Genomic DNA, 25,225 nt, shown 5'->3' on the forward strand with positions numbered 1-25,225 from the left:
GAAAACGAAAACAGCCGCCGCCGCAAAGCTTCGCGGCACGGGGTTTCAGGTCTTCTTGCCCTGCCTCGCTACGAGGTCAGGGCCTTACCGGGACTGAGCGTAAGTGGACATCCACTCTCCATTGGGATGGGCGTCCTATAGGCGAAAGCGGCTGAAAAGGCCAGCCTGCGGCTTTGCGCTTGTCTCTTTTGGCGGTTTGCACTAGCGAGAATGCACATCAAAATATGCATTTTTGCATATTCCGCAGTTTCCAATTTGCAGGCCCCCATGTCTCTGATCGATACCCGCACGCCCGACGCAAAACGCCTGATCCCCGGCGCCACCGGTGACTGGGAAATCATCATCGGTCTCGAAGTGCACGCGCAGGTCATCTCGGAAGCAAAATTGTTTTCCGGCGCTTCGACCGCTTTCGGTGCGGCCCCCAACGCCAATGTCAGCCTGGTCGATGCGGCAATGCCCGGCATGCTGCCTGTCATCAACGAGGAGTGCGTCAAACAGGCGATCCGTACCGGTCTCGGGCTGAAGGCGCAGATCAACCACAAGTCGGTTTTCGACCGGAAGAACTACTTTTATCCCGACCTGCCGCAGGGCTACCAGATCTCGCAGTTCAAGCAGCCGATCGTCGGCGAGGGCACGGTGATCGTGTCAGTCGGCCCCGACCGCCAGGGCGAATTCGAGGACATCGAGGTCGGCATCGAGCGGCTGCATCTGGAACAGGATGCCGGCAAGTCGATGCACGATCAGCATCCGACCATGTCCTATGTCGACCTCAACCGCTCCGGCGTGGCTCTGATGGAGATCGTCTCCAAGCCTGACCTGCGTTCCGGCGATGAGGCCAAGGCCTATGTCACCAAGCTGCGCACCATCATGCGCTATCTCGGCACCTGCGACGGCAATATGGATGAAGGCTCGCTGCGCGCCGACGTCAACGTCTCGGTACGCCGGCCCGGTGGCGAGTTCGGCACCCGCTGCGAGATCAAGAACATGAACTCGATCCGCTTCATCGGCCAGGCCATCGACTTCGAGGCGCGCCGCCAGATCGCCATTCTCGAGGACGGCGGCAAGATCGATCAGGAAACGCGGCTGTACGATGCCGTCAAGGGCGAGACGCGCTCGATGCGCTCGAAGGAAGAAGCGCACGATTACCGCTATTTCCCCGATCCCGATCTGCTGCCGCTGGAATTCGATCAGGCCTATGTCGATGCTTTGGCCAAAGGGCTGCCGGAACTGCCCGACGACAAGAAGGCGCGGTTCATCTCCGCGCTTGGCCTCTCGACCTACGACGCTTCGATCCTGGTGTCGGAAAAGTCGGTCGCCGATTATTTCGAGAAGGTGGCCGCCGGCCGTGACGGCAAGCTCGCTGCAAACTGGGTCATCAACGATCTGCTCGGCCAGTTGAACAAGGTGGGCAAGGACATTGAAAATGCGCCGGTTTCGCCCGATCAGCTCGGCGCGATCATCGACCTGATCAAGGACGGCACCATTTCGGGCAAGATCGCCAAGGACCTGTTCGAGATCGTTTGGAATGAAGGCGGCGACCCGCGCCAGCTGGTCGAAAGCCGTGGTATGAAACAGGTCACGGACACCGGCGCCATCGAGAAGGCGGTCGACGAGGTGATCGCGGCCAATCCCGACAAGGTGGAACAGGCGCGCGCCAAGCCGACCATGGCCGGCTGGTTCGTCGGCCAGGTGATGAAGGCGACGGGCGGCAAGGCCAACCCGCAGGCGGTCAACGACCTCGTCAAGGCCAAGCTCGGCATCGAGTAAGGCCATGTTCGTCCGCACCGCAGGCGAACGCGATCTCGCTGCCATCCGCGCACTGTTGGTTGAAACCTGGCACGCGACCTATGACGCGCTCTATGGCGCTGCCAAGGTCACCGAAATCACCGATGCGTGGCACTCGATCGCCTCGTTGAAGGCGCGGCTGAGCAAGCCGAACAGCGAGTTCCTCGTCGCCGATGACGGCAAGCGTATTGGCGGCGTGGCCTTTGCCGAGGGCATTGGTGGCGGAGAAGAAGTTGTCCTGAAACAGCTCTACGTGCTTCCAGCCCTGCAGGACAGGGGCATCGGCGGCATGTTGCTGGACGAGATCATCGAGAGTTTTCCGGAAGCCCGCGCCATCCGCCTGGAAGTGGAGGCGCAGAACGCCCGCGCCATCGCCTTCTACGAAGCCAACGGCTTCGTGCGATCCGGCGATGCCGGCGAGCACGCGGGTGCCTCCGGCGAGCCGACACTGGTCTACATCAGGCCTCTTGCCGGCTGATTCCTTCGAAGTCGACCTCTCTTGATCACCTTCGCGCGAGCGGCGCTGGGTGCGCCCGTTTTCGTTTGACGGCCTGAGGGCTCCTCACCAAAGCTGTCGGTGCTGAACGCGCGGAAGCCGGAATGGACCGGCACGCCGGGTAGCGCTGGGGGAAACCATGCCAAGCTTGCCGGAACTGATGCCGACGCAGGTGTCGGACGAAACTTTTGGTGGCGTCACCTACCACATAGCGGGCGAACTGGTGCCCGTGCTTTCGGTCGATGTGACGCAAATGCCGGTCTATTTCGAGCATCACATCCTGTTGTGGAAGAACTCGACCATCACCATCGGCCTGAAATCGCTGAAAGGCGCCCTGAAGCGCATGATGGCCGGCATGCAGATCTTCGTCACCGAGGCGTCGGGAGCGGGCATCATCGCCTTCAGCCGTGATGGACCCGGCCACATCGTGCCAATCCATCTCAGGCGTGGCGAGGAGATCCAGGTGCGCGAACACCAGTTTCTCGCCGCCACCGGCAATGTCGACTACACATTCGAGCGTGTGCGCGGCCTGGCGACGATGCTGTTCGGCCAGAGCGGCTTCTTCATCGACCGCTTTCGCGGCGATGGCGGCGATGGCATCGTCTGGCTGCATGGCTACGGCAATGTCTTCGAAAAGACGCTTGCCGCCGGCGAGACCATCGACATCGAGCCGGGCGGCTGGCTGTTCAAGGATGCCTCCGTCAGGATGGAAACCAAGATCGACCGCCTTTCGAGCGGCTTCTTCGGCGCCAATATGAATTTCATCGTCAACCGCTTCACCGGTCCGGGTCGGGTCGGCATTCAGTCGATGTATCTGCATATGCCGACGGAGGAATAGGCTCGAGGAGGATATGGATCAGCGCTGGCGAACCGCCGCAGTCGTACCAGCCGGCGCGGCATAACCGACGGGACTCCGCATCGGCGGCGAAGTCCCTATCGGTCCATTCGGGCATGCGTCATTGTCGCATTTGCTGCGCCGGCTCACGACGGATATTCAGGGACATGACCAAACTGTCGCGCATTGTAGCCCTGGCGCTGCTCGCCATCATCGTTTTTGCAACCTTGTCGCCGATCCAGGTGCGACCGCACATAGCCGATGCGAATGTTGAGCGCGCCTTGGCTTATGTGTTGCTTGGCCTCGCCGTGGCACTCGGCTTCCCCAATCGCCTGTATCAAGCCGTGATCTTCGTAGTTGCGACCGCAGGCATACTGGAATTGCTTCAGATCATCGATCCCAGCCGTCACGCACGTCTCATCGATGCCCTTGTGAAGGCCTTTGCCGGAGTGGCTGGCATCGTGGCGGGACAACTGCTCGTCAGGACCGGCGGACGAAAGAGCGAGAGCTAGCGCAATTCCAGGAAAAGTGTGAGCGGTTTTCCGTCCGGAATTGCGTCAAAACAAAGAGTTAGCGCGGCGGCAAACCGCCGCATTGTCACCTAGACGGTGGGAACTTCCACATTGTCGATGAGCCGCGTCTTGCCAAGCCAGGCCGCGGCAAGCACACGCCCGGCGTGGTCGCGGCGCCAGGGCGCAAGCGTCAGGCTTTCGCGGGCCTCGACATAGTCGATCTTCTGGAAGCCGGCAGCGATAAGGGCTCGGCCGGCTTCTCCAGTTGCGTCGTCCTGGTGCGTGCCGGCCGCCAGTGCGGCTGCCGCCCTGCGCAGGATCGCGTTGAGCTGGCGAGCGACAGCGAGTTCAGCCTCGTCGAGATAGGCGTTGCGTGATGACATGGCCAGGCCATGCGCGTCGCGTATGGTCGGGGCGCCGATGATCTCGACGGGAAGGTCGAGGTCGCGGCAGAGCTGTCTGACGACGCAAAGCTGCTGGTAATCCTTCTCGCCAAAGACCGCACAGTCAGGCGTCGCCTGCAGAAAAAGCTTGGCCACCACGGTGGCGACGCCCTCGAAGAAGGTGGGGCGGAAGTCCGATTCGAGCCCGGCGGACGGGCCGCCGACCGAGATCCTGGTGGCGAAGCCGGAGGGATACATCGCGCCGACCGTCGGCGTGAAAGCGAGATCGGCCTTGACCGTCGCCAGCAGGTCGAGGTCGCGGGCGAGCTGGCGCGGGTACTTGTCGAGATCTTCGCTCGGCGCGAACTGCGCCGGGTTGACGAAGATCGACACCACGCAGCGCTCGGCTTTTTCCCTGGCGATCCTGATCAGGGAGAGATGACCCTCATGCAGCGCGCCCATGGTTGGCACCATGGCGACGCGCAGGCCGTCGCGCCGCCAGTCACTGACCTGCGCGCGAAGTGCAGCGACGCTGTCGACGACCTCGGGACGGCTCATGATTCGTCCCCGCCGTTTAAGCCCGAAGAGGCTTTTGAACCCGAAAAGACATGGCCAGGGCCGGGGAAAGTCCGGTCTCGCACCTCCGCTGCGTAGCGCTCGGCGGCGTTCGCGATCACGCCGCGCAGGTCGGCATATTCCTTGACGAATTTCGGCACGCGATCGACGGTCAGCCCGACCATGTCGTCGATGACCAGGATCTGGCCATCGCAGTCGCCGCTGGCGCCGATGCCGATGGTTGGAATGGCGATGCGGCGTGTGATGTCGGCGGCGACCGCCTCGATGGTGCCTTCGATGACCACGGAGAACGCGCCGGCCTTTTCGACGGCACGCGCGTCCGCCATAAGCGCCACGACAGTCTCGTCCGTGCGGCCCTTGATCTTGTAGCCGCCATCCTTCTCCACCGATTGCGGCAGCAGGCCGATATGACCCATGACCGGAATGCCGGCGGCGACGATTGCCGCAATCTGCCCGGCCATGTCGACGCCACCTTCAAGCTTCACCGCTTGGCAGCCGGTCTCGTCAACGATGCGCTGCGCGCAGGCCACGGCCTGTGCCGCCGAATCCTCGTAGCTGCCGGCCGGCATGTCGACGACCACGCAGGCCCTGGCCGAGCCGCGCATCACCGCTTGCCCATGCGCGACCATCATCTCCAGCGAGGCGCCGAGCGTCGTCTCGTGACCATGCAGGACCATCGCGACGCTGTCGCCGACCAGAAGCAGGTCGACATGCGGGTCGAGCAGGCGGGCGACTGGATAGGTGTAGGCGGTCAGGCAGACCAACGGGATGCCGCCCTTGCGGCGGCGAATCAGCTCGGTGCCGATGCGAATGTCGGTGGTCGGCAGTTTCGTGGCCAATCGTCACCTCCCTCGGCCCATGGCTGGATTGGATATCCGCATGGGCGCGCTGAGCTTTAGAAAGAGCCGAAAGGCTTGGCAAGCGCACATCCTGTCGCCTCTCGGGATCAAAGGCCTGTGTCGGTACCCCGGCGTGCCATTTGCGCGCTCCCGTGGCAAAACCCTTGCCTTCCCGAAGGCCTGACGCCATAAGCAGGAAACAGGCGCCGCCAGCGCAAAGGGCTCTGAGATGAAGACTTTCCTGACGCAGTTTTTCACCTGGTGGAACAGCCAGACGCTGGGAACACGTCTGCACACCTGGCGGTACGGCAAGAGGGTCGGCCAGGACGAGGTCGGCAATGTCTATTACGAAGGTGGCATCGATTCGGAAGGTCGCACGCGCCGCTGGGTCATCTACCGGAACTATTCGGAAGCTTCGGCCATACCGCCCGGCTGGCATGGCTGGATCCACCACCGCGTCGATCTCGCTCCGGCCAGCGAGGACTACAAGCCGCGCGACTGGCAGAAGCCGCATCAGCCCAATCTGACCGGCACGCCGGCGGCCTACCGCCCGAAGGGCTCGGTGCTGACCAATCAGCATCGCCCGCAGGTTACCGGTGACTACGACGCTTGGACGCCCGGGTCGTAACGCCCCCGGCTTGTACGACGCCCCGACTTTGTCTCAGCACGAAGTGCAGGCCGGTCCTTTATCGCCACAATTGGTGTTTAGCTGCTTGCTGATCAGAAAACGGCGACTAGCCTTGGCGATCGACGGAATCACCCGGGCGCGAACCACCGGTACCCCTATATGAGCTTTTTCAATCGGATATCGACGGGCGGTATGACGCTAGCCGCCGGCCTCGTCGTCAGCACCGCGGCCTTTGCGGCTTCGCCCGCACCGGCGACACCCGCCGCTCCCGCACCGGCCGCGCCCGCGGGATCGGATCGCATCACCAATCCGGTCGCCGAGTTCGCCGGCATCGACAAGATCACCGGCCGCATCATCACCTTCGACGTCTACATCGATGAGACCGTGCAGTTCGGCGCTTTGCAGGTGACGCCGCGCGTCTGCTATTCCCGGCCGCAGAACGAGGAGCCGAAGACCGATTCCTTCGTCGAGGTCGACGAGATCACGCTCGACCGCAAGATCCGCCGCATCTTCACCGGCTGGATGTTCGCCGAAAGCCCGGGCCTCAACGCTGTCGAGCATGCCGTCTATGACGTCTGGCTGAAGGAATGCAAACAGAAGTCCGATGTGCCGGCGCCGGATGCGACCAAGGCCGACGCCACCAAGGCTGACGCTTCGAAGCCGGCCGCCACCAAACCAGCCGCGGCCAAGCCTGCGGCCAGCCCGGATGCGGAACAGTCCGATCCCACGCAACCGGATACCTCAGACTCCAACTGATCCCTGGGAACCGTCGTGGCCACCATGCGTTGGACCACAGACGACCGCGCATCGACGCGCCCGGAGGATATTTCGATGTCGGACAGCAAGCGAATCACCGCCAGCAAGAAAGAACTGCTGGAACTCGAAAAAGGGTTCTGGACCGGCGATGCGGCCTATTACGCCGCCAATGCCGATACGGAATGCCTGGTGGCCTTTCCGCGAATGGCGAAGGCGATGGACAATGCCGACTTGGCCAAGACCGCGACCAAACCCAACCGCTGGCGCGATCTCGATATCGAGCTCAAGGGAATAATCGAGCCTGGCAGCGACATCGTCATGCTGACCTACGAGGCGCACGCGACACGCGAGAACGGCGAACCCTACGCCGCGCTGGTCAGCACCGGCTATGTCCATCGCGTCAACGGCTGGAAGATGATGTTCCATTCGCAGACGCCGCTGGAGACTGCAGCGAAGAGCTGATCCTCTGGTGGTCCGATGGATAGTTCACTCGGTGATGTGTATTCCATGCTCGGAGAGAGCAGCCATTATGTCTTCGATCTCGGCTGAACTGAATTCGCGCTTGGGAAGCAGTTGGTTGAGCTGACCCATTGTGACGTCTCTGCCATTTTCGATCAGCGCTTGAACAATTGGCCGCATATCCGCTCGAAGGTGGTTTTCGCTCGACATCGAAGCTCCCCAGTCACGGAAAGAAGATCGCCTCGCCCTTCAACGCATCGGCGAGCATTCTCTCATACTTGCCGCGTGGCACGTCGACAGCCCCGAAGCGCTTGAGGTGCTCGGTGGTGAATTGCGTATCAAGTAGAGCGAAGCCGCGTGCCTTCAAGCGCTCGACCAGATGCACGAGGCAGATCTTCGACGCATCCGTCTCCTTGGAAAACATGCTTTCGCCGAAGAAAACCCGTCCAAGCGACACGCCGTAGAGACCGCCGACCAACTGGTCCCCGCGCCAGGCCTCGACCGAATGGCAATGGCCCATGCGGTGCAACTGCACATAGGCCTCGCGGATCGGCGCGTTGATCCAGGTCGATCGCCGCTCCTCGCGCTTTTCGGCACAGCCGTCGATCGTCGCTTCGAAATCGAAGTCGAAACGGATGTCGAACAGGTTTTTGCGGATCGTCTTCCTCAGGCTTTTGGGCGTGTGGAACCCGTCGAGCGGGATGATGCCGCGCGTCTCCGGCCGCACCCAGAACACTTCTGGGTCGCTGGCGCTTTCGGCCATCGGGAAGACGCCCGAAGCGTAGGCCTTGAGCAGAAGGTCGGTGGGAATGCGATAGCCGGGCGCGTAAGGACGGGTCATCGCGTCCCCGGACTACTCTTCCTTGGCCAGGTATTTTTCCAGCCAGTGGATGTCATAGTCGCCGTTGGCGATGTCGGCATTGCCGACCAGATCGCGAAACAGCGGCAACGTCGTCTTGATGCCGTCGACGACGAATTCATCCAGCGCCCGGCGCAGCCGCATCATGCATTCGACGCGGTTGCGCCCATGCACGATCAGCTTGCCGATCAGGCTGTCGTAGTAGGGCGGGATCTTGTAGCCGGAATAGACGCCGGAATCTACTCGGATGCCGAGACCGCCTGGCGTGTGGAAATGCGTGATTGTGCCGGGCGAGGGGGTGAAGGTGCGCGGATCCTCGGCATTGATGCGGCATTCGATGGCGTGGCCATTGAACTTGATGTCTTCCTGCCTGACGGAAAGGCCGCCGCCGGAAGCGACGCGTATCTGCTCATGCACGAGATCGATGCCGGTGATTGCTTCCGTCACCGGATGCTCGACCTGCAGGCGTGTGTTCATCTCGATGAAATAGAACTCGCCATTCTCGTAGAGGAACTCGATCGTGCCGGCGCCGGAATAGCCGAGATCGGCAATGGCCTTGGCGCAGATGCCGCCGATGCGGGACCGTTCCTCGGCGTTGAGCGCCGGCGAATTGGCCTCTTCCCAGACTTTCTGGTGGCGCCGTTGCAGCGAACAGTCGCGCTCGCCGAAATGCACGCCGCGGCCAAAGCCGTCGCCGAACACCTGCACTTCGATATGGCGCGGCTTCTGCAGATACTTCTCGATGTAGACGGCGTCGTCGCCGAAAGCGGCGCCTGCTTCCGAGCGCGCCGTCTGCAGAGCGACCTCGAGGTCGGCCTCGGAGTGCGCGACCTTCATGCCGCGTCCGCCGCCGCCGGCGGAGGCCTTGATGATCACAGGATAGCCGATTTCGGCGGCAATTCGCTTGGCTTCCTTCTCCTCGGTCACCGCGCCGTCGGACCCGGGCACGACCGGGATGCCGAGGCGCTTGGCGGTGCGCTTGGCCTCGATCTTGTCGCCCATGACGCGGATATGGTCGCCGGTCGGGCCGATAAAGGTGATGTTGTGCGCGGCCAGTATGTCGGCGAACTTGGCGTTCTCGGACAGGAAGCCATAACCCGGATGTACCGCGTCGGCGCCGGTGATCTCGCACGCCGCGACGATCTGATGGATGTTGAGATAGCTGTCGCGCGATGGCGGCGGGCCAATGCAGACGCTCTCGTCGGCAAGCCGCACATGCATGGCGTCGGCGTCGGCGGTCGAATGCACCACCACCGTCTGGATGCCGAGTTCCTTGCAGGCGCGCAGCACCCGAAGCGCGATTTCGCCGCGATTGGCGATGAGGATCTTCTGGAACATCCGGCCCGCTCTACTCGATCACGACGAGCGGCATGCCGTATTCGACCGGCGTCGCATCCTCGAACAGGATCGCCGTTACCGTGCCGGCGCGCGGCGAGGGGATCTGGTTCATCGTCTTCATCGCCTCGATGATCAGCAGCGTCTGGCCTTCCTTGACCGTCTGGCCGACCTCGATGAACGGCTTGGCGTCGGGCGACGGCGCCAGATAGGCGGTGCCGACCATTGGCGAGGCCACCGCGTTCTTCGACACGTCGACCGTGGCCGGGCCGGCCGCGACCGCGGGCTGGGCTGCTGCCGGCGCATAGCTGGGCTGGGGCGCCGCGATCGCATGGATGGCAGGGGCCTGCCGCGACACGCGCACCTTCAGGTCGCCCAGTTCAACCTCGATCTCGGTCAGGTTGGTGTCGTTCAGTATGCCCGCCAGATCGCGGATCAGTTGCTGGTCAACACCGGTCTTCTTTATCGACATTTTCGAGCCTTCTGTTTGTTGGCCGGTCATAGGCGTGCGGCCAGCGCCTGTAGCGCCAGCGTGTAGCCGAGCGGCCCAAAGCCACAGATCATGCCGACGGCGACCGGCGCGACCATGGAGACGTGGCGGAATGATTCCCGCGCATGGATGTTGGAAAGGTGAACTTCGGCGACCGGCAGCGGTGCGACGGAACGGATGGCGTCATGGATGGCGATCGAGGTGTGGCTGTAGGCGCCTGGATTGATGACGATGCCGGCAGCCTTGTCGCCGGCTTCCTGGATCCAGTCGACAAGGTCACCCTCATGGTTCGACTGGCGGAAATCGATCTCGAGCCCGAGCGACGCGCCGGCCTGCTTGCAGTCGTCGGCGATCGCGGCAAGCGTCTTGCCGCCATAGATGCCCGGCTCGCGCTTGCCGAGCGCGTTGAGATTGGGACCGTTCAGCACGAAAACCGTTTTCAAAAAAACCGACCTTTTCCCGCGCCGGTATCAAACCGGCGCGCTGGGCCTCTATACCGGGCATAGTCGTCCGCGAAAAGAGCGCAAGTGCGTTCTTTCACTGTCCACAACAGGCAGAAATGCGCCCGTGAAGAAAACCGCGGGCCGATCAAAGCGCGGCTTTCGCCGCCTTTATCTTTTCCGCCAACACGTCCTGCCCGAGAGCCCCGAACACGACCTCGTTGCCGACGACGTAGGACGGCGTTCCGGTGATCGCCAGCTTGTTGGCAAGATCGTAGGTCTTGGAGAACGCCTCGGGGATCGAAGCATCCTTCATCTTCTCGCGCAGCGTCGCCTCGTCGGCGCCCAGCGAAAGCGCGACCTTGATCGCGGCCGCCTCGGTGGCGCGTCCCTGGCCGCCGAGCAGCGCATTGTGGAACTCGCCGTACTTCTCCGGCATCATCAGGTGGAACGCCATCGAAACGACGCTCGCTTTCTGCGAATCCGGGCCGAGGATCGGGAATTCCTTGAGCACGAAGCGCAGATCCGGATCGGATTTGGTCAGCGCCCGCATGTCCTCGATGGCGCGTTTGCAGAAGCCGCAATTGTAATCGTAGAACTCGACGATCGTCACCTTTCCGTTCGGATTGCCGACGACGCCGTCGAAGGCGGAGTTGAAGATCTGGTCCTTGGCGCCCTTGATGACGCCGAGCGAGGCGATGCGCTGCTCTTCCTTCTGCTTGGCCTCGAGCGCGTCCTGCACTTCGAGCAGCACCTCGGGGTTCTTCAGGAGATAGTCACGGATGATCCCCTCGACCTCGGCACGGTCGATCTTGGTATCGGCGATCGTCTGGACAGGCTGCGCCGTACCGGCCTTGGCCATCTGTGGGCTGCCGGCCACGAAACCGAAAGCCAGCATGGCAAGGACGACAGCGACCCCCGTGGTGCCCAGCAGCAGTGCCTTTTTCATCGTTCTCGTTCCTTTTGCCTGTTTCCTGGTCCGGCTGTGTCGCAGTGCGTGACCGGAAGGTTCACTAGATTTTGTTTGACGATTTGTAGTTTATGATGTCCTGGGCGCGTATCCAGCGCGGCTCGCCGCGCTTCATCTGCTGCTGCGCCCGCATGGCGAAGATCTTCGCATCCTTGTAGTTACCGGAATAGAAATGACCTTCCGCGGTGGCAAGCTCGGCGCCCGGTATGTCACCCAGCTCGCCATAAGCCTGCGCCAGGTAGCGATAGCCGGCGGAATTTTCCTTGTCGCGTCCCAGGCCATTGTTGATCTGCACGACGGCTTTTTTCAGCGAGTCAGGCGTGCCGACCGCCATCAGCGCCTGGCCGAGCGAGACAGGCAGCAAGCCGGACCGCGCCGGATCGAGGCTGACCGCCTTGGCGTAGGCTTCCGCCGCGTCCTTGGGCTTGTTGGCCTTCATCAGGATGTCGCCGCGCAACTCCTGGAAATAGGCATTCTTCGGCTGCGCCTTGATCAGGGCATTGGTCTTGGCGAGTGCGCCGGCGATGTCGCCGTAGAGGTAGGTCGATTGGGCGTCGCCATACTGCCCGGCGAGGCTGCCTCTCATCTTTTGCATGAGCCGCGCGGCGGTGGCCTGGCCTTCCATGTAGACGGCGATCTTCACCCGCATCATGTCATGGCGCTGCTGCAAGGCCGGCGGGTCGGGCTTGTCGACATTGGGGCTCTGCTTCACCAGCACTTCGAGATTGGCGATGCGCTCCTGCGGCATCGGATGGCTGATCCGATAGGGATCGACTTGCGCACCCGACAGCGACAGCGCGGTCTGGAAGCGCCGGAACGTCTTCAGCATGCCCATGCCGGACTGGCCGGTGGCGTTGAGATAGGTGATGGCGGAGCGGTCGGCCGTTATCTCCTCGGTGCGCTGGTAGGCGAGGATGCTGCGCTGTGCCATCTCGCCGCCGCCGGCGGCCACGCCCATGCCGGCGCCGGCAAGGCCGCGGCTGTTGGTGGTCGCGCCAGCGACCATCGCGCCCGCGCCGAGCAAGGTCGCAATGATGGCCATCGTCTTGGCGCGCTCGAGCTGGTCACGCAGTTTCTGCTGGTGGCCGCCGGCGATATGGCCGGCCTCGTGCGCGATGACACCGATGATCTCGTTGGGTGTTTCCGCCGTCATCAGCGCGCCGGTGTTGATGAACAGCCGTCGCCCGGTGACGAAAGCGTTGAAGCTGGAATCATTGACCAGGACGATGTCGATGCCGTCATTCGCCAGCCCTGCCGCCTTGAAGATCGGCCGCGCATAGTCGCGCACCAAAGCCTCGATCTCGGCATCTCGCACCACCGGAACGCTCTGGGCGAAGGCGGTGACCGAACTTGCCACGCCAACGGCAAGGCCAAGCGAAAGCGTCGTGAAAACACGCGCAATCCTGGCAATCGTCGATCTGGGTCGGCTCAACATGACGTGTCCACTGGTAGACGAGCGGGCGAAAGATGAAAAGTCGGCACCGGAAAACTTCCTCAACTTGTGATCCTCACATCAATCGGGCATTTGTGCGGCGCATGTATTTGGGGGCGTGGCGCGCCAAACCGTCGGGATAGGGATAAAATGGTCGTTTCACTCTCGCGTCGTGGCAATGTCGAACCATTCCACGCCATGGATGTGCTGGCCGAAGCCAACCGGCTAAAGGCGCAAGGCGTGCCGGTGATCTCCATGGCGGTCGGCCAGCCGTCCGACCCGGCGCCCGCGCGGGTTCGCGCCGCCGCGGCCGAAGTCTTGCAGGTCGGCCGCATCGGCTACACCGACACGCTGGGGCTGGCCGGCCTGCGCAAGGCGATCGCCGCGCATTACGCGGATCACTATCAGCTCGAAGTCGAGCCCGCCCGGATCGCGGTGACCACGGGTTCGTCGGCGGCCTTCAATCTCGCCTTCCTGGCGATGTTCGATCCGGGCGATCGCGTTGCCATCGCGGCACCCGGCTACCCCGCTTATCGCAACATCATGGCGGCACTCGGCATCGATGTGGTCGAGATCGAACTTGGCGACGCAGCCTATCTGCATGCCGGTCATCTGGAGGCCGCGCATCGCGAGAAGCCGTTGAAGGGTGTGCTTTTCGCGAGTCCCGCCAACCCGACCGGTGCCGTCATACCGGCCGACGAACTGTCAGCGCTGGTCGATACGGCGGAGGCACTGGGCATCGCCGTCATTTCCGACGAGATCTACCACCGGTTGGCCTATGGCGCGCCGGACACCACCGCACTTGCCTTCGGCAACAGCGTCACGGTGATCAATTCCTTCTCGAAATACTATTGCATGACCGGCTGGCGCATCGGCTGGATGGTGTTGCCGGAAGCGCTGGTGCGGCCGGTCGAACGCATCGCCCAGAGCCTCTACATTTCGCCCCCCGAACTGTCGCAGATCGCCGCTATCGAAGCCTTTGCCGCGACCGAAGAGCTGGAAGCGATCAAGGGCCGCTATGCCTGGAACCGTGAACTGCTGATGAAACGCTTGCCGGAACTCGGCTTCCCGCTGGCCGCGCCCATGGACGGCGCCTTCTATGCGTTTTGCGATGTCACCCGCCACAGCAATGACAGCATGGCCTTCGCGCGCAAGATGCTGGCCGAGGCGCATGTCGCGGCGACGCCCGGCCGCGACTTCGACACCCAGGCCGGACATCGCACGATGCGGTTTTCCTATGCCGGCAGCCACGACGACATGGTCGAGGCGATGGCGCGCATCGAACGCTGGTTGAGGTAGCCCCGATGCCGGAACTCGAACAGGCTCCCAAACTTGAGCAGGCATTGGCCGAAGTCGCCGCCGAAATGGCCGAACGCACCGATCGCGGCGATGTCGCCACCTACATTCCCCAATTGGGCAAGGTCGACCCGAGGAAATTCGGCATTGCCGCCGTCACCAATGACGGCCGCGTGCTGATGGCGGGCGATGCCGACCAGGCTTTTTCGATACAGAGCATCTCCAAGGTGTTCACCTTGACGCTGGCGCTCGGCAATGTCGGCGACGCGCTGTGGAAAAGGGTCGGGCGCGAGCCTTCGGGCAACCCATTCAACTCGATCGTCCAACTCGAGCACGAGAACGGCATCCCGCGCAATCCGTTCATCAATGCAGGCGCCATCGTCATTTCCGATATCCTGCTTGCCGGCCATCAGCCGCGCGAGGCGATCGGCGAGATCCTGCGCTTCATCCAGTTTCTCGCCGACGACGAGACCATCATCATCGACCGTGAGGTCGCGGCGTCCGAACGTGCCACCGGCTATCGCAACTTCGCGCTCGCCAACTACATGAAATCCTTCGGCAATCTTCATCATGCTCCGGAACTGGCGCTGGGCGTCTATTTCCACCATTGCGCCATAGCCATGAGTTGCCGGCAATTGGCGATGGCCGGCCGCTTCCTCGCCAATGGCGGCAAGAACCCGGCGACCGGCCATTCCGTGGTGTCGGCGGAGCGGGCGCGGCGCATCGGCGCCATGATGCTGACTTGCGGCCACTATGACGGCTCCGGCGATTTCGCCTTCCGTGTCGGCATACCCGGCAAGAGTGGCGTCGGCGGCGGCATATTGGGCATTGTGCCGGGTGTGGCGTCGCTTGCGGTGTGGTCGCCCGGCCTCAACGCCAACGGCAATTCCAAGCTGGGTTCGATCGCGCTGGAAAAGCTGGCCAGGATGATGAACTGGTCGATCTTCGCGCCTTAGCCAGCGCGTCGCCACCTGTTGGAACGCGCAATGTGAAAAATCCCGCGCCGTCTTTCGATCGGCGTGGGATTTTTTTATTAGAAAGTCACTTCAACCAGTTGAAATGATTAGAAAAAGCCCTTCCGCTGCCACCAGCCGGCGCGCTTCGGCTTTTCTTCGGTCTTGGCTTCCGGCTCATCGGCGACGGTCGAGGACACCACCGGCACCACGGGCGCGTCGATGGCCGCCGGCTTGCGTCGTGACGGCCGGGCCTTCGAAGACTCTTGCGCAACGGGTGCAACCACCGCCTCTTCAGCAGCCGCCACCGGAGGCTCGACTGGCGCTTCTGCGGCCGCTTCGACAACAGCGGTTTCAGCGACCGCTTCGGCGGCTGCCTTCTTCGGCTTGGCTGCGCGACGCGGCTTCTTGGGCTTCTCGGTGCTTGGCACCTCTTCGCCCGCCGCGGCCACCGGTTCTTCCGTCACCGCGGCAACAGCCACCGGTTCGATCGAGGCAGGCTCGCTTTCGGAAGCATCGGCTTCCGAAGCCTCGGTCGCCTCGCCGGCGCTTGCCTCGCTCTCGCCTTCACCGTCTTCGCGACGGTTGCGCTTGCCGCCGCGCTTGCCGCGCCGGCGCTTCTTGCCCTGGCTGTCATCCGCGGCCTGCACCGCCTCGTCGGACGCGCTGGCAGCGATCGGGGCGGCATCGTCCTGTTCGCCATCGTCATCGCCTGCCGCGTCTGCCGCGCCGGCGAAATCGCCGGCCTGAGTGGAGATGGATGAGCCGTCCGCCGGAGCGCCATGCTCGCGGTCGCGATCCCTGCCGCCGCGACGTCTGCGGCGCTTGCGACGCTTGCGGTCGCGGCCTTCGCCATCTTCGCTGCCGGCAGGCCGCGGCTGCTGGTTCTGCTGCGGCTGCTGGCGTGGCTGCTCGGCCTGGACCACGACCTCATCGTCTTCCTCGACGACGGCAATCTCGTCCTCGGGCTCCTCAGGCTCGACATAGGCCGGCAGGCTGCGGACCTCGACGAAACCCTCGGGCTTCTCGGCCAGCGCGCCGCGGAAGATCGCGTAGTGCTGCGCGCCAACCGTATCGTCGGCCTCGATGGTGATGGTCAGGCCGAAGCGGCTTTCCAGTTCCACCAGCGTGCCGCGCTTGTGGTTGAGCACGTAGAGCGCGGTTGCCGCCGGCGTGCGCACGGTGATGTGGCTGCGCGAATCCTTGAGCAGGAATTCCTCGATCGCCCGCACCACCATCAGCGCCACCGACGAATCGGACCTGACATGGCCGGTGCCGCCGCAATGCGGGCAGGGCTTCATGGTCGATTCCAGCACGCTGGCGCGGATGCGCTGGCGTGACATCTCCATTAGGCCGAAATGCGAGATTCGGCCGACCTGGATGCGCGCACGGTCGTTCTTGAGGTGATCCTTCAGCCGCTTCTCGACGGAGCGGTTGTTGCGGTTCTCCTCCATGTCGATGAAGTCGATGACGATCAGGCCGGCGAGATCGCGCAGCCTGAGCTGACGGGCAACTTCTTCGGCCGCTTCCAGATTGGTGTGGAGCGCGGTGTCCTCGATCGAGTGCTCCTTGGTGGAGCGGCCCGAATTGACGTCGATAGCGACCAGCGCCTCGGTCTGGTTGATGATGATGTAGCCGCCGCTCTTCAGCGTCACCTGCGGCTGCAGCATGCGGTCGAGCTGCGCCTCGATGCCGTTGCGCACGAAGATCGGCGTCGTGTCGCGGAACGGCTGAACCACCTTGGCGTGGCTCGGCATCAGCATGCGCATGAAGTCCTTGGCTTCGCGGTAGCCTTCCTCGCCGGAGACAAGGATCTCGTCGATATCCTTGTTATAGAGGTCGCGCACCGAACGCTTGATCAGGCTGCCTTCTTCATAGACGAGGGCAGGGGCGGTGGACTGGAGCGTGAGATTGCGCACGTTTTCCCACAGCCGCATCAGATATTCATAGTCGCGCTTGATCTCGGCCTTGGTACGGCTCTCGCCGGCCGTGCGCAGTATGACGCCCATGCCTTGCGGCACTTCGAGATCGGCAACGACCTCCTTCAGGCGCTTGCGATCGACCGCGCTGGTGATCTTGCGCGAAATGCCGCCGCCGCGCGCCGTGTTCGGCATCAGCACCGAATAGCGGCCGGCAAGCGACAGATAGGTGGTGAGTGCGGCGCCCTTGTTGCCGCGCTCTTCTTTGACGACCTGAACCAGCAGGATCTGCCGGCGCTTGATCACTTCCTGGATCTTGTACTGGCGGCGCACCGGTTTGCGACGGTTGCGCACTTCTTCCAGAGCGTCCTCGGCGCCGACCGATTCGACCTCGTGATCATCGGGATGCGAGGACTGTACTTCCTCCAACATGCCACGATCATTGTCGCTGGATGTGGTTTCAGTGGCCTGTTCCGTCTGCGAGACAGGTTCGGAAATCACATCGCCTTCGACCGCGGCGGCGATCGATGTCGGACCACCCTCGCGGGTTTCGGTTTCGTCCTGATCGGCGGAACCTTCATCATGGCCTGATGTATCGGCATGCCCCGAGGTCTCGGAATGTTCCGATGTATCGGCTGCGTGTTCGATGATCTCGGAGGTGTGGGAAATCTCCTCGACAACGATGTCGCCGCTGTCGTCGCCTTCGCTTGGCTCGCCGGAGCCTTCGCCTGCCTCGCCGGTATCGCGCTTGTGCTCACCGCGCTCGCGGCTCTTGCCGCCGCGCCGGCGTCCGCGCCGACCGCGATCGCGGCTCTGGCGGTCATCGCCGTCACCATCCTCGTCCTCTTCGTCCTCGGCCTCCTGCGCTTCGGCGCGCAGCAGTGCCTGACGGTCGGCGACCGGGATCTGGTAGTAGTCGGGGTGTATTTCACTGAAGGCGAGAAAACCGTGACGGTTGCCGCCATATTCGACAAAGGCTGCCTGAAGGGAGGGTTCGACGCGCGTTACGCGGGCGAGGTAGATATTTCCTTTGAGCTGCTTCTTGTCCTGGGATTCAAAGTCGAATTCTTCGATACGGTTACCGCGTACGACGACAACGCGTGTTTCCTCCGGGTGGGAGGCGTCTATCAGCATTTTGTTGGGCATTATTTCGTTTCCCCCCGGCAGCCGTCAGCCGCAGCTGGCGGGGCAAAGCCCGCTGCTGTGTGTCTGGAGAGTGGGTGCCGGATAATTGAATGTCCGCCGGACGGTGCCTGCGTGTCATGGCGGTGCCGCCCGCTGCCATACTGGCGCGGTTTGATGCGGACCTTTCCATGATTGCGCTTGAAGCCATCGTCACCAGCGGAACCTTTTGAACCAAAGCCCGGAAACCGGACCAGCTTGTTTGCTCATACAGAGCCGGCACGGGGACAAACCCGGCCGTTTTCCTCACGCAGGTGATTCCCCCGCCACGGGAGCACACCTGCGAAATTCGTCGCAATCACCTGAAGCCTTTTCGCGTGAAGCGAAAGGAGCCGCCTTTCATCTGACCCTGTAGCAGGAAGCTGCGGAGGAGGGCGGTTCCAGGATTGCAGTGATCCACTATCGCTTTTATGATTTGACGGGTTGGAAGGCAACCCCGATTTCCGATGCCGGCAAAAAGCAGTTCCGTAACGTAAGCCTGGGGTCCAATCCTTGCGTGAAAAGGCTTGGTTAACCTTCTCTGGATACCAATCGTTAATCGAGTTCGCGGCCTAACCGGCACTTCGACGAAACGAGCGGGCGCCTGGCGCCAAACCGGGAGCGACTGGAAGAGAGATGGGACTGGCGGACTTCACAGACAAGGGATGTCGTGTTGGCGGCCGGATTCTTGCCGCTCTATGTCTGTCGCTGCTGGTGGTGATTTCCCAGGCCTTTTTTTCCGTTGCCGACGCCGCCGATGCGCCGCTGGTGGCAAAGGGCTACAAGATGGCGGGCGATGCCACCAAGATGCGCATCGTCATGGATTTCGATCGCGAGCCTGATATCAAATGGTTCCTGCTGCGCGGACCCAATCGTCTGGTCATCGACCTGGCGAATACCAGGCTGGCCATCGACGCCAAGGATTTGAAGCCACGCGGCCTGGTCAAGGGCGTGCGCCTGGGCGCACTCGGCGACGGTGTCTCGCGGCTGATCCTTACCGGCAAGGGGCCGTTCGCCGTCGACAAGCTGGATGTGCTCAAGAATGAGGACGGAACCGGCTACCGCATTGCCGTCGACATGTCGGCGGCCTCCGAACGGGAGTTCGACGCCGCCCTTGCGAACCAGGCACTGACCACCGGCTCGACGGTTTCGACCGACAAGGGCGGGCGGGTTGGCACCGGGCCGGTCTCCAATCCCGGCCACCGCTTCACCGTCGTCATCGATCCCGGCCATGGCGGCGTCGACGGCGGCGCCGAGGGTCTGAACGGCACCATCGAGAAGAACGTCACGCTGGCCTTCGCCACGGAACTGCGCGACAAGCTCGCGGCCATCGGCAAATATGATGTCTTCATGACCCGCGACACCGATGAATATCTGCGTCTGGACGACCGCGTGCGCATTGCCCGCCAACATGAGGCCGATCTGCTGATTTCGATCCATGCCGACACGATCAGCGTCAAGGGCATCCGCGGCGCCACGGTCTATACCGTCTCCGACAAGGCGTCGGATCCCGAGGCGCAGGCGCTCGCCGACCGAGAAAATCTCTCCGATCAGTTCGCCGGTATGGTCATCAAGGACGATAACAAGGAAGTGACCGATATCCTGATCGACCTGATCCGCCGTGAGACACACACCTTCTCGATGAGTTTCGCACACACGTTGGTCGGCCAGCTTTCGACCAGCGTCGGTCTCATCAACAATCCGCAGCGTTCCGCGGGCTTCAAAGTATTGAAAGCGCCGGACGTGCCATCCGTGCTGGTCGAACTCGGCTATCTCTCGAATGCCAAGGACGAGGCGCAACTGCTTAACGCGGAATGGCGCGGCAAGGCCGCACAAAGCATCACCAACGCCGTTGCGCTGTTCGCGTCCGCCAAGGCCGGGGCTGGAACCGGAGGTTGACATGCCTTGCGGCGCCTGCAACCAGAGGCGGCGTTGCTGGATGACAACACCCGGTGCCTTTATTTGCGGCGGGCGGTCACGAAATCAGGCCTTGCCGTATTTTGTCCACATGGTGGCGACATGGGTTTTCGAATACGGATTGGGACCGGCTCGAAAGCTTGCGTGGAAGGCGGCTTCGTTTAGGAAATTCCCGAACCAAGGACTGGAGCGGGTATGATTCGTCTCATTGGCTATTTCTTCGGCATCGGCACGACGCTGGCCCTTCTGGTCGCGGCGGGCGTTGCCATTTACATCAGCCATCTGTCGAAGGATCTGCCCGACTACGAGGTGCTGGCCAAATACGAGCCGCCGGTGACCACGCGCATCCACGCCTCGGATGGCTCGCTGATGGCCGAATACGCGCGCGAGCGGCGCTTGTATTTGCCGATCCAGGCTATCCCGGATCGCGTCAAGGCGGCCTTCCTGTCGGCGGAAGACAAGAACTTCTACAACCACCCCGGCATCGACGTGACCGGCCTTGGCCGCGCCATCATCGTCAACTTGCAGAATTTCGGCTCGGGCAGGCGCCAGGTCGGCGCTTCGACGATCACCCAGCAGGTGGCCAAGAACTTCCTGTTGACCGCGGACCAGACCTACGAGCGCAAGATCAAGGAAATGATCCTGGCCTTCCGCATCGAGCAGGCCTATCCCAAGGATCGTATCCTCGAGCTCTACCTCAACGAAATCTTCTTCGGTTTCGGCGCCTATGGTGTCGCCGGCGCGGCGCTTACCTATTTCGACAAGTCGGTGAACGAACTGACCGTGGCCGAGGCCGCCTACTTGGCGTCGCTGCCGAAAGGCCCCAACAACTACCATCCCTTCAAGCATGCCGATCGCGCGATCGAGCGCCGCAACTGGGTCATCGACCAGATGGTCGAAAATGGCTACGTCACGCGTGAGGAAGGCAACAAGGCCAAGGCCGAGCCGCTCGGCGTGACGCCGCGCCGTACCGGCACCTATCTGTTCGCCGGCGAATACTTCACCGAAGAGGTGCGCCGCCAGATCATCGCCCGTTACGGCGAGAACGCGCTCTACGAAGGCGGCCTGTCCGTCCGCACCACGCTTGATCCGAAAGTCCAACTCATCGCCCGCAAGGCGATGCAGAACGGCTTGATCAAGTACGATACGCTGCGTGGCTATCGCGGGCCGGTGACGTCAATCGACGTGTCCGGCGACTGGGGCGTCCCGCTGGGCGCCGTCAAGGGATTGGAAGACGTCCCTGAATGGTCGCTGGCCGTCGTGCTCGACTCCTCCGCATCAGGCCTCTCGATTGGCCTGCAGCCCGCGCGCCAGGCGTCGGGCGACATCGTCAAGGAACGCGTCGAAGGTACCGTCAGCAAGGACGACATGGGCTTTGCCATGCGCCATATGGTCGACGGCAAGACGGTCAAGGCCAAGTCGCCGGCCGACGTGCTCAAGCCCGGCGACGTCATCTTCGTGCAGAAGAACGAAGGCTCCGACAATACCTACAGCCTGCGCCAGGTTCCCGAGGTGGAAGGCGGCCTGATCGCCATGGATCCGCACACCGGCCGTGTGCTGGCCATGGTCGGCGGTTTCTCCTATGCGCAGTCCGAATTCAACCGTGCCACCCAGGCGATGCGTCAGCCGGGCTCCTCGTTCAAGCCGATCGTCTATTCGGCGGCGCTCGACAATGGCTATACGCCGGCCTCGGTGATCATGGACGGACCGATCACCATACAGAGCGGCAACACGACCTGGACGCCCAAGAACTATGACGGCACCGTCGCCGGGCCGGCAACCCTGCGCTCCGGCATCGAGAAGTCGCGCAATTTGATGACAGTGCGGCTTGCCAACGACATGGGTATGAAGCTGGTCGTCGAATATGCCGAGCGCTTCGGCGTCTACGATCATCTGGCGCCGTATCTGCCGATGGCGCTGGGCTCCGGCGAGACCACCGTCATGCGCATGGTTTCGGCCTATTCGATCATGGCCAATGGCGGCAAGTCGATCAAACCCTCGCTCATTGACCGCATCCAGGACCGCTACGGCAAGACAGTATTCAAGCAGGATGAGCGTGGCTGCGAAGGCTGCAACGCGAGCGAATGGAAGAACCAGCCGGAGCCGGAACTGGTCGACAATTCCGAGCAGGTGCTCGATCCGATGACCGCTTACCAGATCACCTCGATGATGGAAGGCGTGGTCCAGCGCGGCACCGGCGCCACTATCGGCGAACTCGGCCGCCACATTGCCGGCAAGACCGGCACCACCAACGACGAAAAGGACGCCTGGTTCATCGGTTTCACGCCGAACCTCGTGGTCGGCCTATACATGGGCTACGACACGCCGCGCGGCCTTGGCCATGGCGCCACCGGTGGTGGTCTCGCCGCTCCGATCTTCAAGGATTTCATGCGCGTGGCGCTGGACGGCACGCCCAATGTCGACTTCAAGGTTCCGGAGGGCATGAATCTGATCGCGATCAATCGCAAGACCGGCATGCGTGCCGCGTCGGGCGATCCCGGCACCATCATCGAGGCCTTCAAGCCGGGCACCGGTCCCGCCGACAGCTATTGGGTGATCGGAATGGGCGCCGACGGCTCCAACGCGTCGGGCGGCGCACTGTCGCCGCAGGCCAACCAGGCCATCCAGGACGGCGGCGGCGGGCTCTACTGACGGGGCCGGATGCGGATCGCTGGGCTGGCCTTGGGGCCGGCCCATTTCGCTTTACACATGGCGGCGCCGTCCCTATGTATCGCGCCGACCGAAGTGTCACTTCAGCAACAGGACAAAATACCAGGCCATGCGCGCGGAAACGCAGAATATTGTCGACGAGATCAGGCAGGCGATCACCCTGCTGAGGAGGCATCTTTGACTGGGACCAGGCCATAAAGCGGCTTGAATACCTCAATGTGCGGGCCGAGGACGCCAGCCTCTGGAACGAACCGCTGGAAGCGCAGAAGCTGATGCGCGAGCGCCAGGGCCTCGAGGAAGGCATTGCGGCGGTCAAGGGCCTGACCCAGGCGCTGGAAGACAATATCGGCCTGATCGAGCTCGGCGAGGAAGAGGGTGACGAAGGCGTCATCGCCGAGGCCGAAGCGGCGATCCGTTCGATGCAGGGCGAGGCCAAGGCCCGCCAGGTCGAAACGCTGCTGTCGGGTGAAGCCGACGCCAACGACACCTATCTCGAAATCCATGCTGGCGCCGGCGGCACTGAAAGCCAGGACTGGGCCTCGATGCTCTTGCGCATGTACACGCGCTGGGCCGAACGCCGCCGCTTCAAGGTCGAGGTGCTGGAAGTGCATGACGGCGAAGAGGCCGGCATCAAGTCCGCCACATTGCTGATCAAGGGCCACAATGCCTATGGCTGGATGAAGACCGAATCCGGTGTCCATCGCCTGGTGCGCATTTCGCCCTATGACAGCAATGCGCGCCGGCATACCTCCTTCGCCAGCGTCTGGGTTTATCCCGTTATCGACGACACGATCGAGATCGATGTTTCCGAATCCGACGTACGCATCGACACCTATCGCTCGTCGGGTTCCGGCGGCCAGCACGTCAACACCACCGATTCGGCCGTGCGCATCACCCATATCGCCACCGGCATCGCGGTCGCCTGCCAAGCCGAGCGTTCGCAGCACAAGAACAAAGCGAAGGCCTGGGAGATGCTGCGCTCGCGCCTCTACGAGGAAGAGCTGAAGAAGCGTGAGGCCATCGCCAACGCCACGGAAGCCTCGAAGAGCGACATCGGCTGGGGCCACCAGATCCGTTCCTACGTGCTGCAGCCCTACCAGCTGGTCAAGGATCTGCGCACCGGCGTCGAAAGCACCAGCCCGTCGAGCGTGCTCGATGGCGACCTCGACGATTTCATGGAAGCCTCGCTGTCGCAACGCATCGAAGGCGGCGCAGGCGAGGCCGTGGCGGATCTAGACTAGCACCGTCCGCCACTAGACCATAGCACCCGCTCGCACTTTCTTGGGGACCAAGCGGTCCATTGCTCACGGCAACCTGCCGTGGTCATGGAGGGCACGTTTGCGGCCTTGGGCGGCCAGCAACGGGCGCAGCCTCCACGCAGCAATTTCTTGCACCGACTCACATTTCGGCTCACCATTTGCGGCAGGAGGAGACAAAAGCATTTATGGCCGGTCGCGGCATATCTGCTGACGATTGGCCGCTGGGAAGACACGTTCCGGGAACGGGCAAGCGAAACGCTTGAAACCTCGTTTGAAAGGAGCGTTGCCATGTTTGCTGCCAGTTCCAGATCGGCGATCGCCGTTCCGTCGGTTGGCCAGCTTGTCCTTCCCCTTTGCGCGGCGTGTGTGATCGCGCTCCTGTCGGCGTCGGCCATGGCGCACGACGCCAAGCCGACCGCGGCCAAGCCGCAAGGCTGGAGTTATCCGTTCGCTTGCTGCGCGAATTACGACTGCCACGAGGTGTCGCAGACCTCGATCAGCGAGCGTCCGGAAGGCTATGTAATCAAGGACACCGGGGAGGTGCTGGCCTACAGCGACAGGCGCATCAAGAATTCGCCGGACGGCGAATACCATTGGTGCGCGCATGAGGCCGGGCTTGATGCCGGCAAGACGATCTGCCTGTTCGTGCCACCATCGTCCTACTGAGTTCGCGGCCTGCTGTTCAGGGGTAGAGCCTGCTGACAGACGGTTGTCAGGATCGCTTCTTTATGGTGCCCTGCCGCATGGGCGGCGGACAATGGAGAGGTGATGTTGATGACCATCAAGGGAAGCTGTCACTGCAAGGCGACGACATTCGAGGTTTCAGAGGCACCGGAAACGGTGACGCAATGCACCTGCTCGTTCTGCTCGAAACGTGGCTCGCTCTGGGCCTATTATACCCCCTCGCAGTTCAAGCTCATCACGCCTCTGAAAAACGTCACCTTCTATGAGTGGGGCTCGAAAACCGTGAAACATGGTTTTTGCGCCAACTGCGGCTGCGGCACGTTCACCGAGACGCCGGATTGGTCGACCGGCGAGCCGGATTTCGACAATCCGAAGATCAGCGTCAACTCGCGGCTGTTCGACGACTTCAATCTCGACAAGGTGGAAGTGGTGGTCATTGACGGCAAGAATCTCTGGTAACTGATCCCCGGAAAAGCCGTCGCGGGTGCTTTTCCCGTTCCGCTTTTCGCCGCAATTCATGGTACAAGTCGCGCGAAGGGCTGATTTGGCGCCGTCGAAAAAGGCGCGACTT

General features: G+C 62.6%; 24 protein-coding genes. 14 read left to right on the plus strand and 10 right to left on the minus strand.

From position 1 onward, the window contains the following. Window positions 1–267: 267 nt before the first annotated feature. The 4 genes from gatB (at window position 268) to AB4Z43_RS15340 (ending at window position 3,628) form a co-directional block, all read left to right on the plus strand. Window positions 268–1,767, plus strand: coding sequence for an Asp-tRNA(Asn)/Glu-tRNA(Gln) amidotransferase subunit GatB (gatB, locus tag AB4Z43_RS15325; protein WP_019857890.1), 1,500 nt, complete (start codon window positions 268–270; stop codon window positions 1,765–1,767). A gap of 4 nt (window positions 1,768–1,771) precedes the next feature. Then, on the plus strand, window positions 1,772–2,263 hold the full coding sequence (locus AB4Z43_RS15330; protein ID WP_019857891.1) for a GNAT family N-acetyltransferase: 492 nt from the start codon (window positions 1,772–1,774) through the stop codon (window positions 2,261–2,263). Between the two features lie 157 nt (window positions 2,264–2,420). Next, window positions 2,421–3,119: an AIM24 family protein gene (locus tag AB4Z43_RS15335; protein WP_019857892.1), complete on the plus strand. Its 699-nt coding sequence runs from the start codon at window positions 2,421–2,423 to the stop codon at window positions 3,117–3,119. A 164-nt stretch (window positions 3,120–3,283) separates the two neighbouring features. Beyond that, on the plus strand, window positions 3,284–3,628 hold the full coding sequence (locus AB4Z43_RS15340) for a hypothetical protein (RefSeq protein ID WP_019857893.1): 345 nt from the start codon (window positions 3,284–3,286) through the stop codon (window positions 3,626–3,628). 89 nt (window positions 3,629–3,717) lie between these two features. On the opposite strand, the gene panC is transcribed toward AB4Z43_RS15340, so the two are convergent. Next, window positions 3,718–4,569 carry a pantoate--beta-alanine ligase gene (gene panC / locus AB4Z43_RS15345; protein ID WP_019857894.1) on the minus strand — a complete coding sequence of 284 codons (852 nt, stop codon included), beginning with the start codon at window positions 4,567–4,569 and terminating at the stop codon, window positions 3,718–3,720. Further along, entirely contained in the window at window positions 4,566–5,426 is an 861-nt protein-coding gene (panB, locus tag AB4Z43_RS15350; RefSeq protein WP_019857895.1) for a 3-methyl-2-oxobutanoate hydroxymethyltransferase, read from the minus strand. Before panB ends, panC begins: the two co-directional genes overlap by 4 nt. Window positions 5,427–5,655: 229 nt before the next feature. Here panB and AB4Z43_RS15355 point away from each other — a divergent pair, with 229 nt between their 5' ends. The 3 genes from AB4Z43_RS15355 (at window position 5,656) to AB4Z43_RS15365 (ending at window position 7,272) form a co-directional block, all read left to right on the plus strand. Beyond that, complete coding sequence (locus AB4Z43_RS15355; protein WP_010909204.1) at window positions 5,656–6,054, plus strand: NADH:ubiquinone oxidoreductase subunit NDUFA12; 399 nt, start codon at window positions 5,656–5,658, stop codon at window positions 6,052–6,054. Window positions 6,055–6,213: 159 nt separating this feature from the next. After that, complete coding sequence (locus tag AB4Z43_RS15360) at window positions 6,214–6,810, plus strand: DUF2155 domain-containing protein (protein WP_441938177.1); 597 nt, start codon at window positions 6,214–6,216, stop codon at window positions 6,808–6,810. A 75-nt stretch (window positions 6,811–6,885) separates the two neighbouring features. Further along, window positions 6,886–7,272 (plus strand): hypothetical protein, encoded by a 387-nt coding sequence (locus AB4Z43_RS15365; protein ID WP_441938179.1) that lies wholly within the window; start codon window positions 6,886–6,888, stop codon window positions 7,270–7,272. A gap of 24 nt (window positions 7,273–7,296) precedes the next feature. Here the strand turns inward: AB4Z43_RS15365 and AB4Z43_RS15370 are convergent, their stop codons facing one another. From AB4Z43_RS15370 to AB4Z43_RS15400, 7 genes are all read right to left on the minus strand, one after another. Further along, the gene (locus AB4Z43_RS15370; RefSeq protein WP_019857899.1) at window positions 7,297–7,479 is read right to left on the minus strand and encodes an RNA polymerase sigma factor region1.1 domain-containing protein; all 183 of its coding nucleotides are present in this window, start codon (window positions 7,477–7,479) and stop codon (window positions 7,297–7,299) included. 13 nt (window positions 7,480–7,492) lie between these two features. Continuing rightward, window positions 7,493–8,110: a leucyl/phenylalanyl-tRNA--protein transferase gene (gene aat / locus AB4Z43_RS15375; RefSeq protein WP_038646560.1), complete on the minus strand. Its 618-nt coding sequence runs from the start codon at window positions 8,108–8,110 to the stop codon at window positions 7,493–7,495. A gap of 12 nt (window positions 8,111–8,122) precedes the next feature. Continuing rightward, on the minus strand, window positions 8,123–9,466 hold the full coding sequence (accC, locus tag AB4Z43_RS15380; RefSeq protein ID WP_019857901.1) for an acetyl-CoA carboxylase biotin carboxylase subunit: 1,344 nt from the start codon (window positions 9,464–9,466) through the stop codon (window positions 8,123–8,125). Between the two features lie 10 nt (window positions 9,467–9,476). Continuing rightward, window positions 9,477–9,935, minus strand: a complete 459-nt coding sequence (accB, locus tag AB4Z43_RS15385; protein WP_441938182.1) for an acetyl-CoA carboxylase biotin carboxyl carrier protein — start codon at window positions 9,933–9,935, stop codon at window positions 9,477–9,479. A gap of 26 nt (window positions 9,936–9,961) precedes the next feature. Next, window positions 9,962–10,396 carry a type II 3-dehydroquinate dehydratase gene (gene aroQ, locus AB4Z43_RS15390; protein WP_019857903.1) on the minus strand — a complete coding sequence of 145 codons (435 nt, stop codon included), beginning with the start codon at window positions 10,394–10,396 and terminating at the stop codon, window positions 9,962–9,964. Window positions 10,397–10,541: 145 nt separating this feature from the next. Next, a complete protein-coding gene (locus tag AB4Z43_RS15395; protein WP_019857905.1) occupies window positions 10,542–11,342 on the minus strand; it encodes a DsbA family protein in 801 nt (266 codons plus the stop codon). A 64-nt stretch (window positions 11,343–11,406) separates the two neighbouring features. Then, window positions 11,407–12,798 (minus strand): tetratricopeptide repeat protein, encoded by a 1,392-nt coding sequence (locus AB4Z43_RS15400; protein WP_027046793.1) that lies wholly within the window; start codon window positions 12,796–12,798, stop codon window positions 11,407–11,409. A 147-nt stretch (window positions 12,799–12,945) separates the two neighbouring features. Here AB4Z43_RS15400 and AB4Z43_RS15405 point away from each other — a divergent pair, with 147 nt between their 5' ends. Continuing rightward, window positions 12,946–14,094: a pyridoxal phosphate-dependent aminotransferase gene (locus AB4Z43_RS15405; protein WP_038646566.1), complete on the plus strand. Its 1,149-nt coding sequence runs from the start codon at window positions 12,946–12,948 to the stop codon at window positions 14,092–14,094. Between the two features lie 5 nt (window positions 14,095–14,099). After that, window positions 14,100–15,047, plus strand: coding sequence for a glutaminase (locus AB4Z43_RS15410; protein ID WP_038646568.1), 948 nt, complete (start codon window positions 14,100–14,102; stop codon window positions 15,045–15,047). Window positions 15,048–15,154: 107 nt separating this feature from the next. On the opposite strand, the gene AB4Z43_RS15415 is transcribed toward AB4Z43_RS15410, so the two are convergent. Beyond that, entirely contained in the window at window positions 15,155–18,109 is a 2,955-nt protein-coding gene (locus tag AB4Z43_RS15415) for an Rne/Rng family ribonuclease (protein ID WP_441938185.1), read from the minus strand. Between the two features lie 651 nt (window positions 18,110–18,760). On the opposite strand from AB4Z43_RS15415, the gene AB4Z43_RS15420 reads away from it, so the two are divergent. From AB4Z43_RS15420 to AB4Z43_RS15440, 5 genes are all read left to right on the plus strand, one after another. Then, window positions 18,761–20,023, plus strand: coding sequence for an N-acetylmuramoyl-L-alanine amidase (locus tag AB4Z43_RS15420; protein ID WP_019857911.1), 1,263 nt, complete (start codon window positions 18,761–18,763; stop codon window positions 20,021–20,023). A gap of 213 nt (window positions 20,024–20,236) precedes the next feature. Next, window positions 20,237–22,693, plus strand: a complete 2,457-nt coding sequence (locus tag AB4Z43_RS15425) for a penicillin-binding protein 1A (RefSeq protein WP_019857912.1) — start codon at window positions 20,237–20,239, stop codon at window positions 22,691–22,693. A 127-nt stretch (window positions 22,694–22,820) separates the two neighbouring features. Further along, window positions 22,821–23,952, plus strand: a protein-coding gene (gene prfB, locus AB4Z43_RS15430) for a peptide chain release factor 2 (RefSeq protein ID WP_141700923.1) whose coding sequence is annotated in 2 segments (ribosomal slippage) — window positions 22,821–22,886 and window positions 22,888–23,952 — 1,131 coding nt in all. Because the reading frame shifts where the segments join, the coding sequence is not laid out codon by codon here. A gap of 411 nt (window positions 23,953–24,363) precedes the next feature. Continuing rightward, window positions 24,364–24,636 carry a hypothetical protein gene (locus tag AB4Z43_RS15435; RefSeq protein WP_441938234.1) on the plus strand — a complete coding sequence of 91 codons (273 nt, stop codon included), beginning with the start codon at window positions 24,364–24,366 and terminating at the stop codon, window positions 24,634–24,636. A gap of 108 nt (window positions 24,637–24,744) precedes the next feature. Continuing rightward, window positions 24,745–25,113 carry a GFA family protein gene (locus tag AB4Z43_RS15440; RefSeq protein ID WP_027046796.1) on the plus strand — a complete coding sequence of 123 codons (369 nt, stop codon included), beginning with the start codon at window positions 24,745–24,747 and terminating at the stop codon, window positions 25,111–25,113. Window positions 25,114–25,225 lie beyond the last annotated feature (112 nt).

This window comes from Mesorhizobium sp. 2RAF45 (genome assembly GCF_052115225.1).
GTDB lineage: Bacteria > Pseudomonadota > Alphaproteobacteria > Rhizobiales > Rhizobiaceae > Mesorhizobium > Mesorhizobium jarvisii.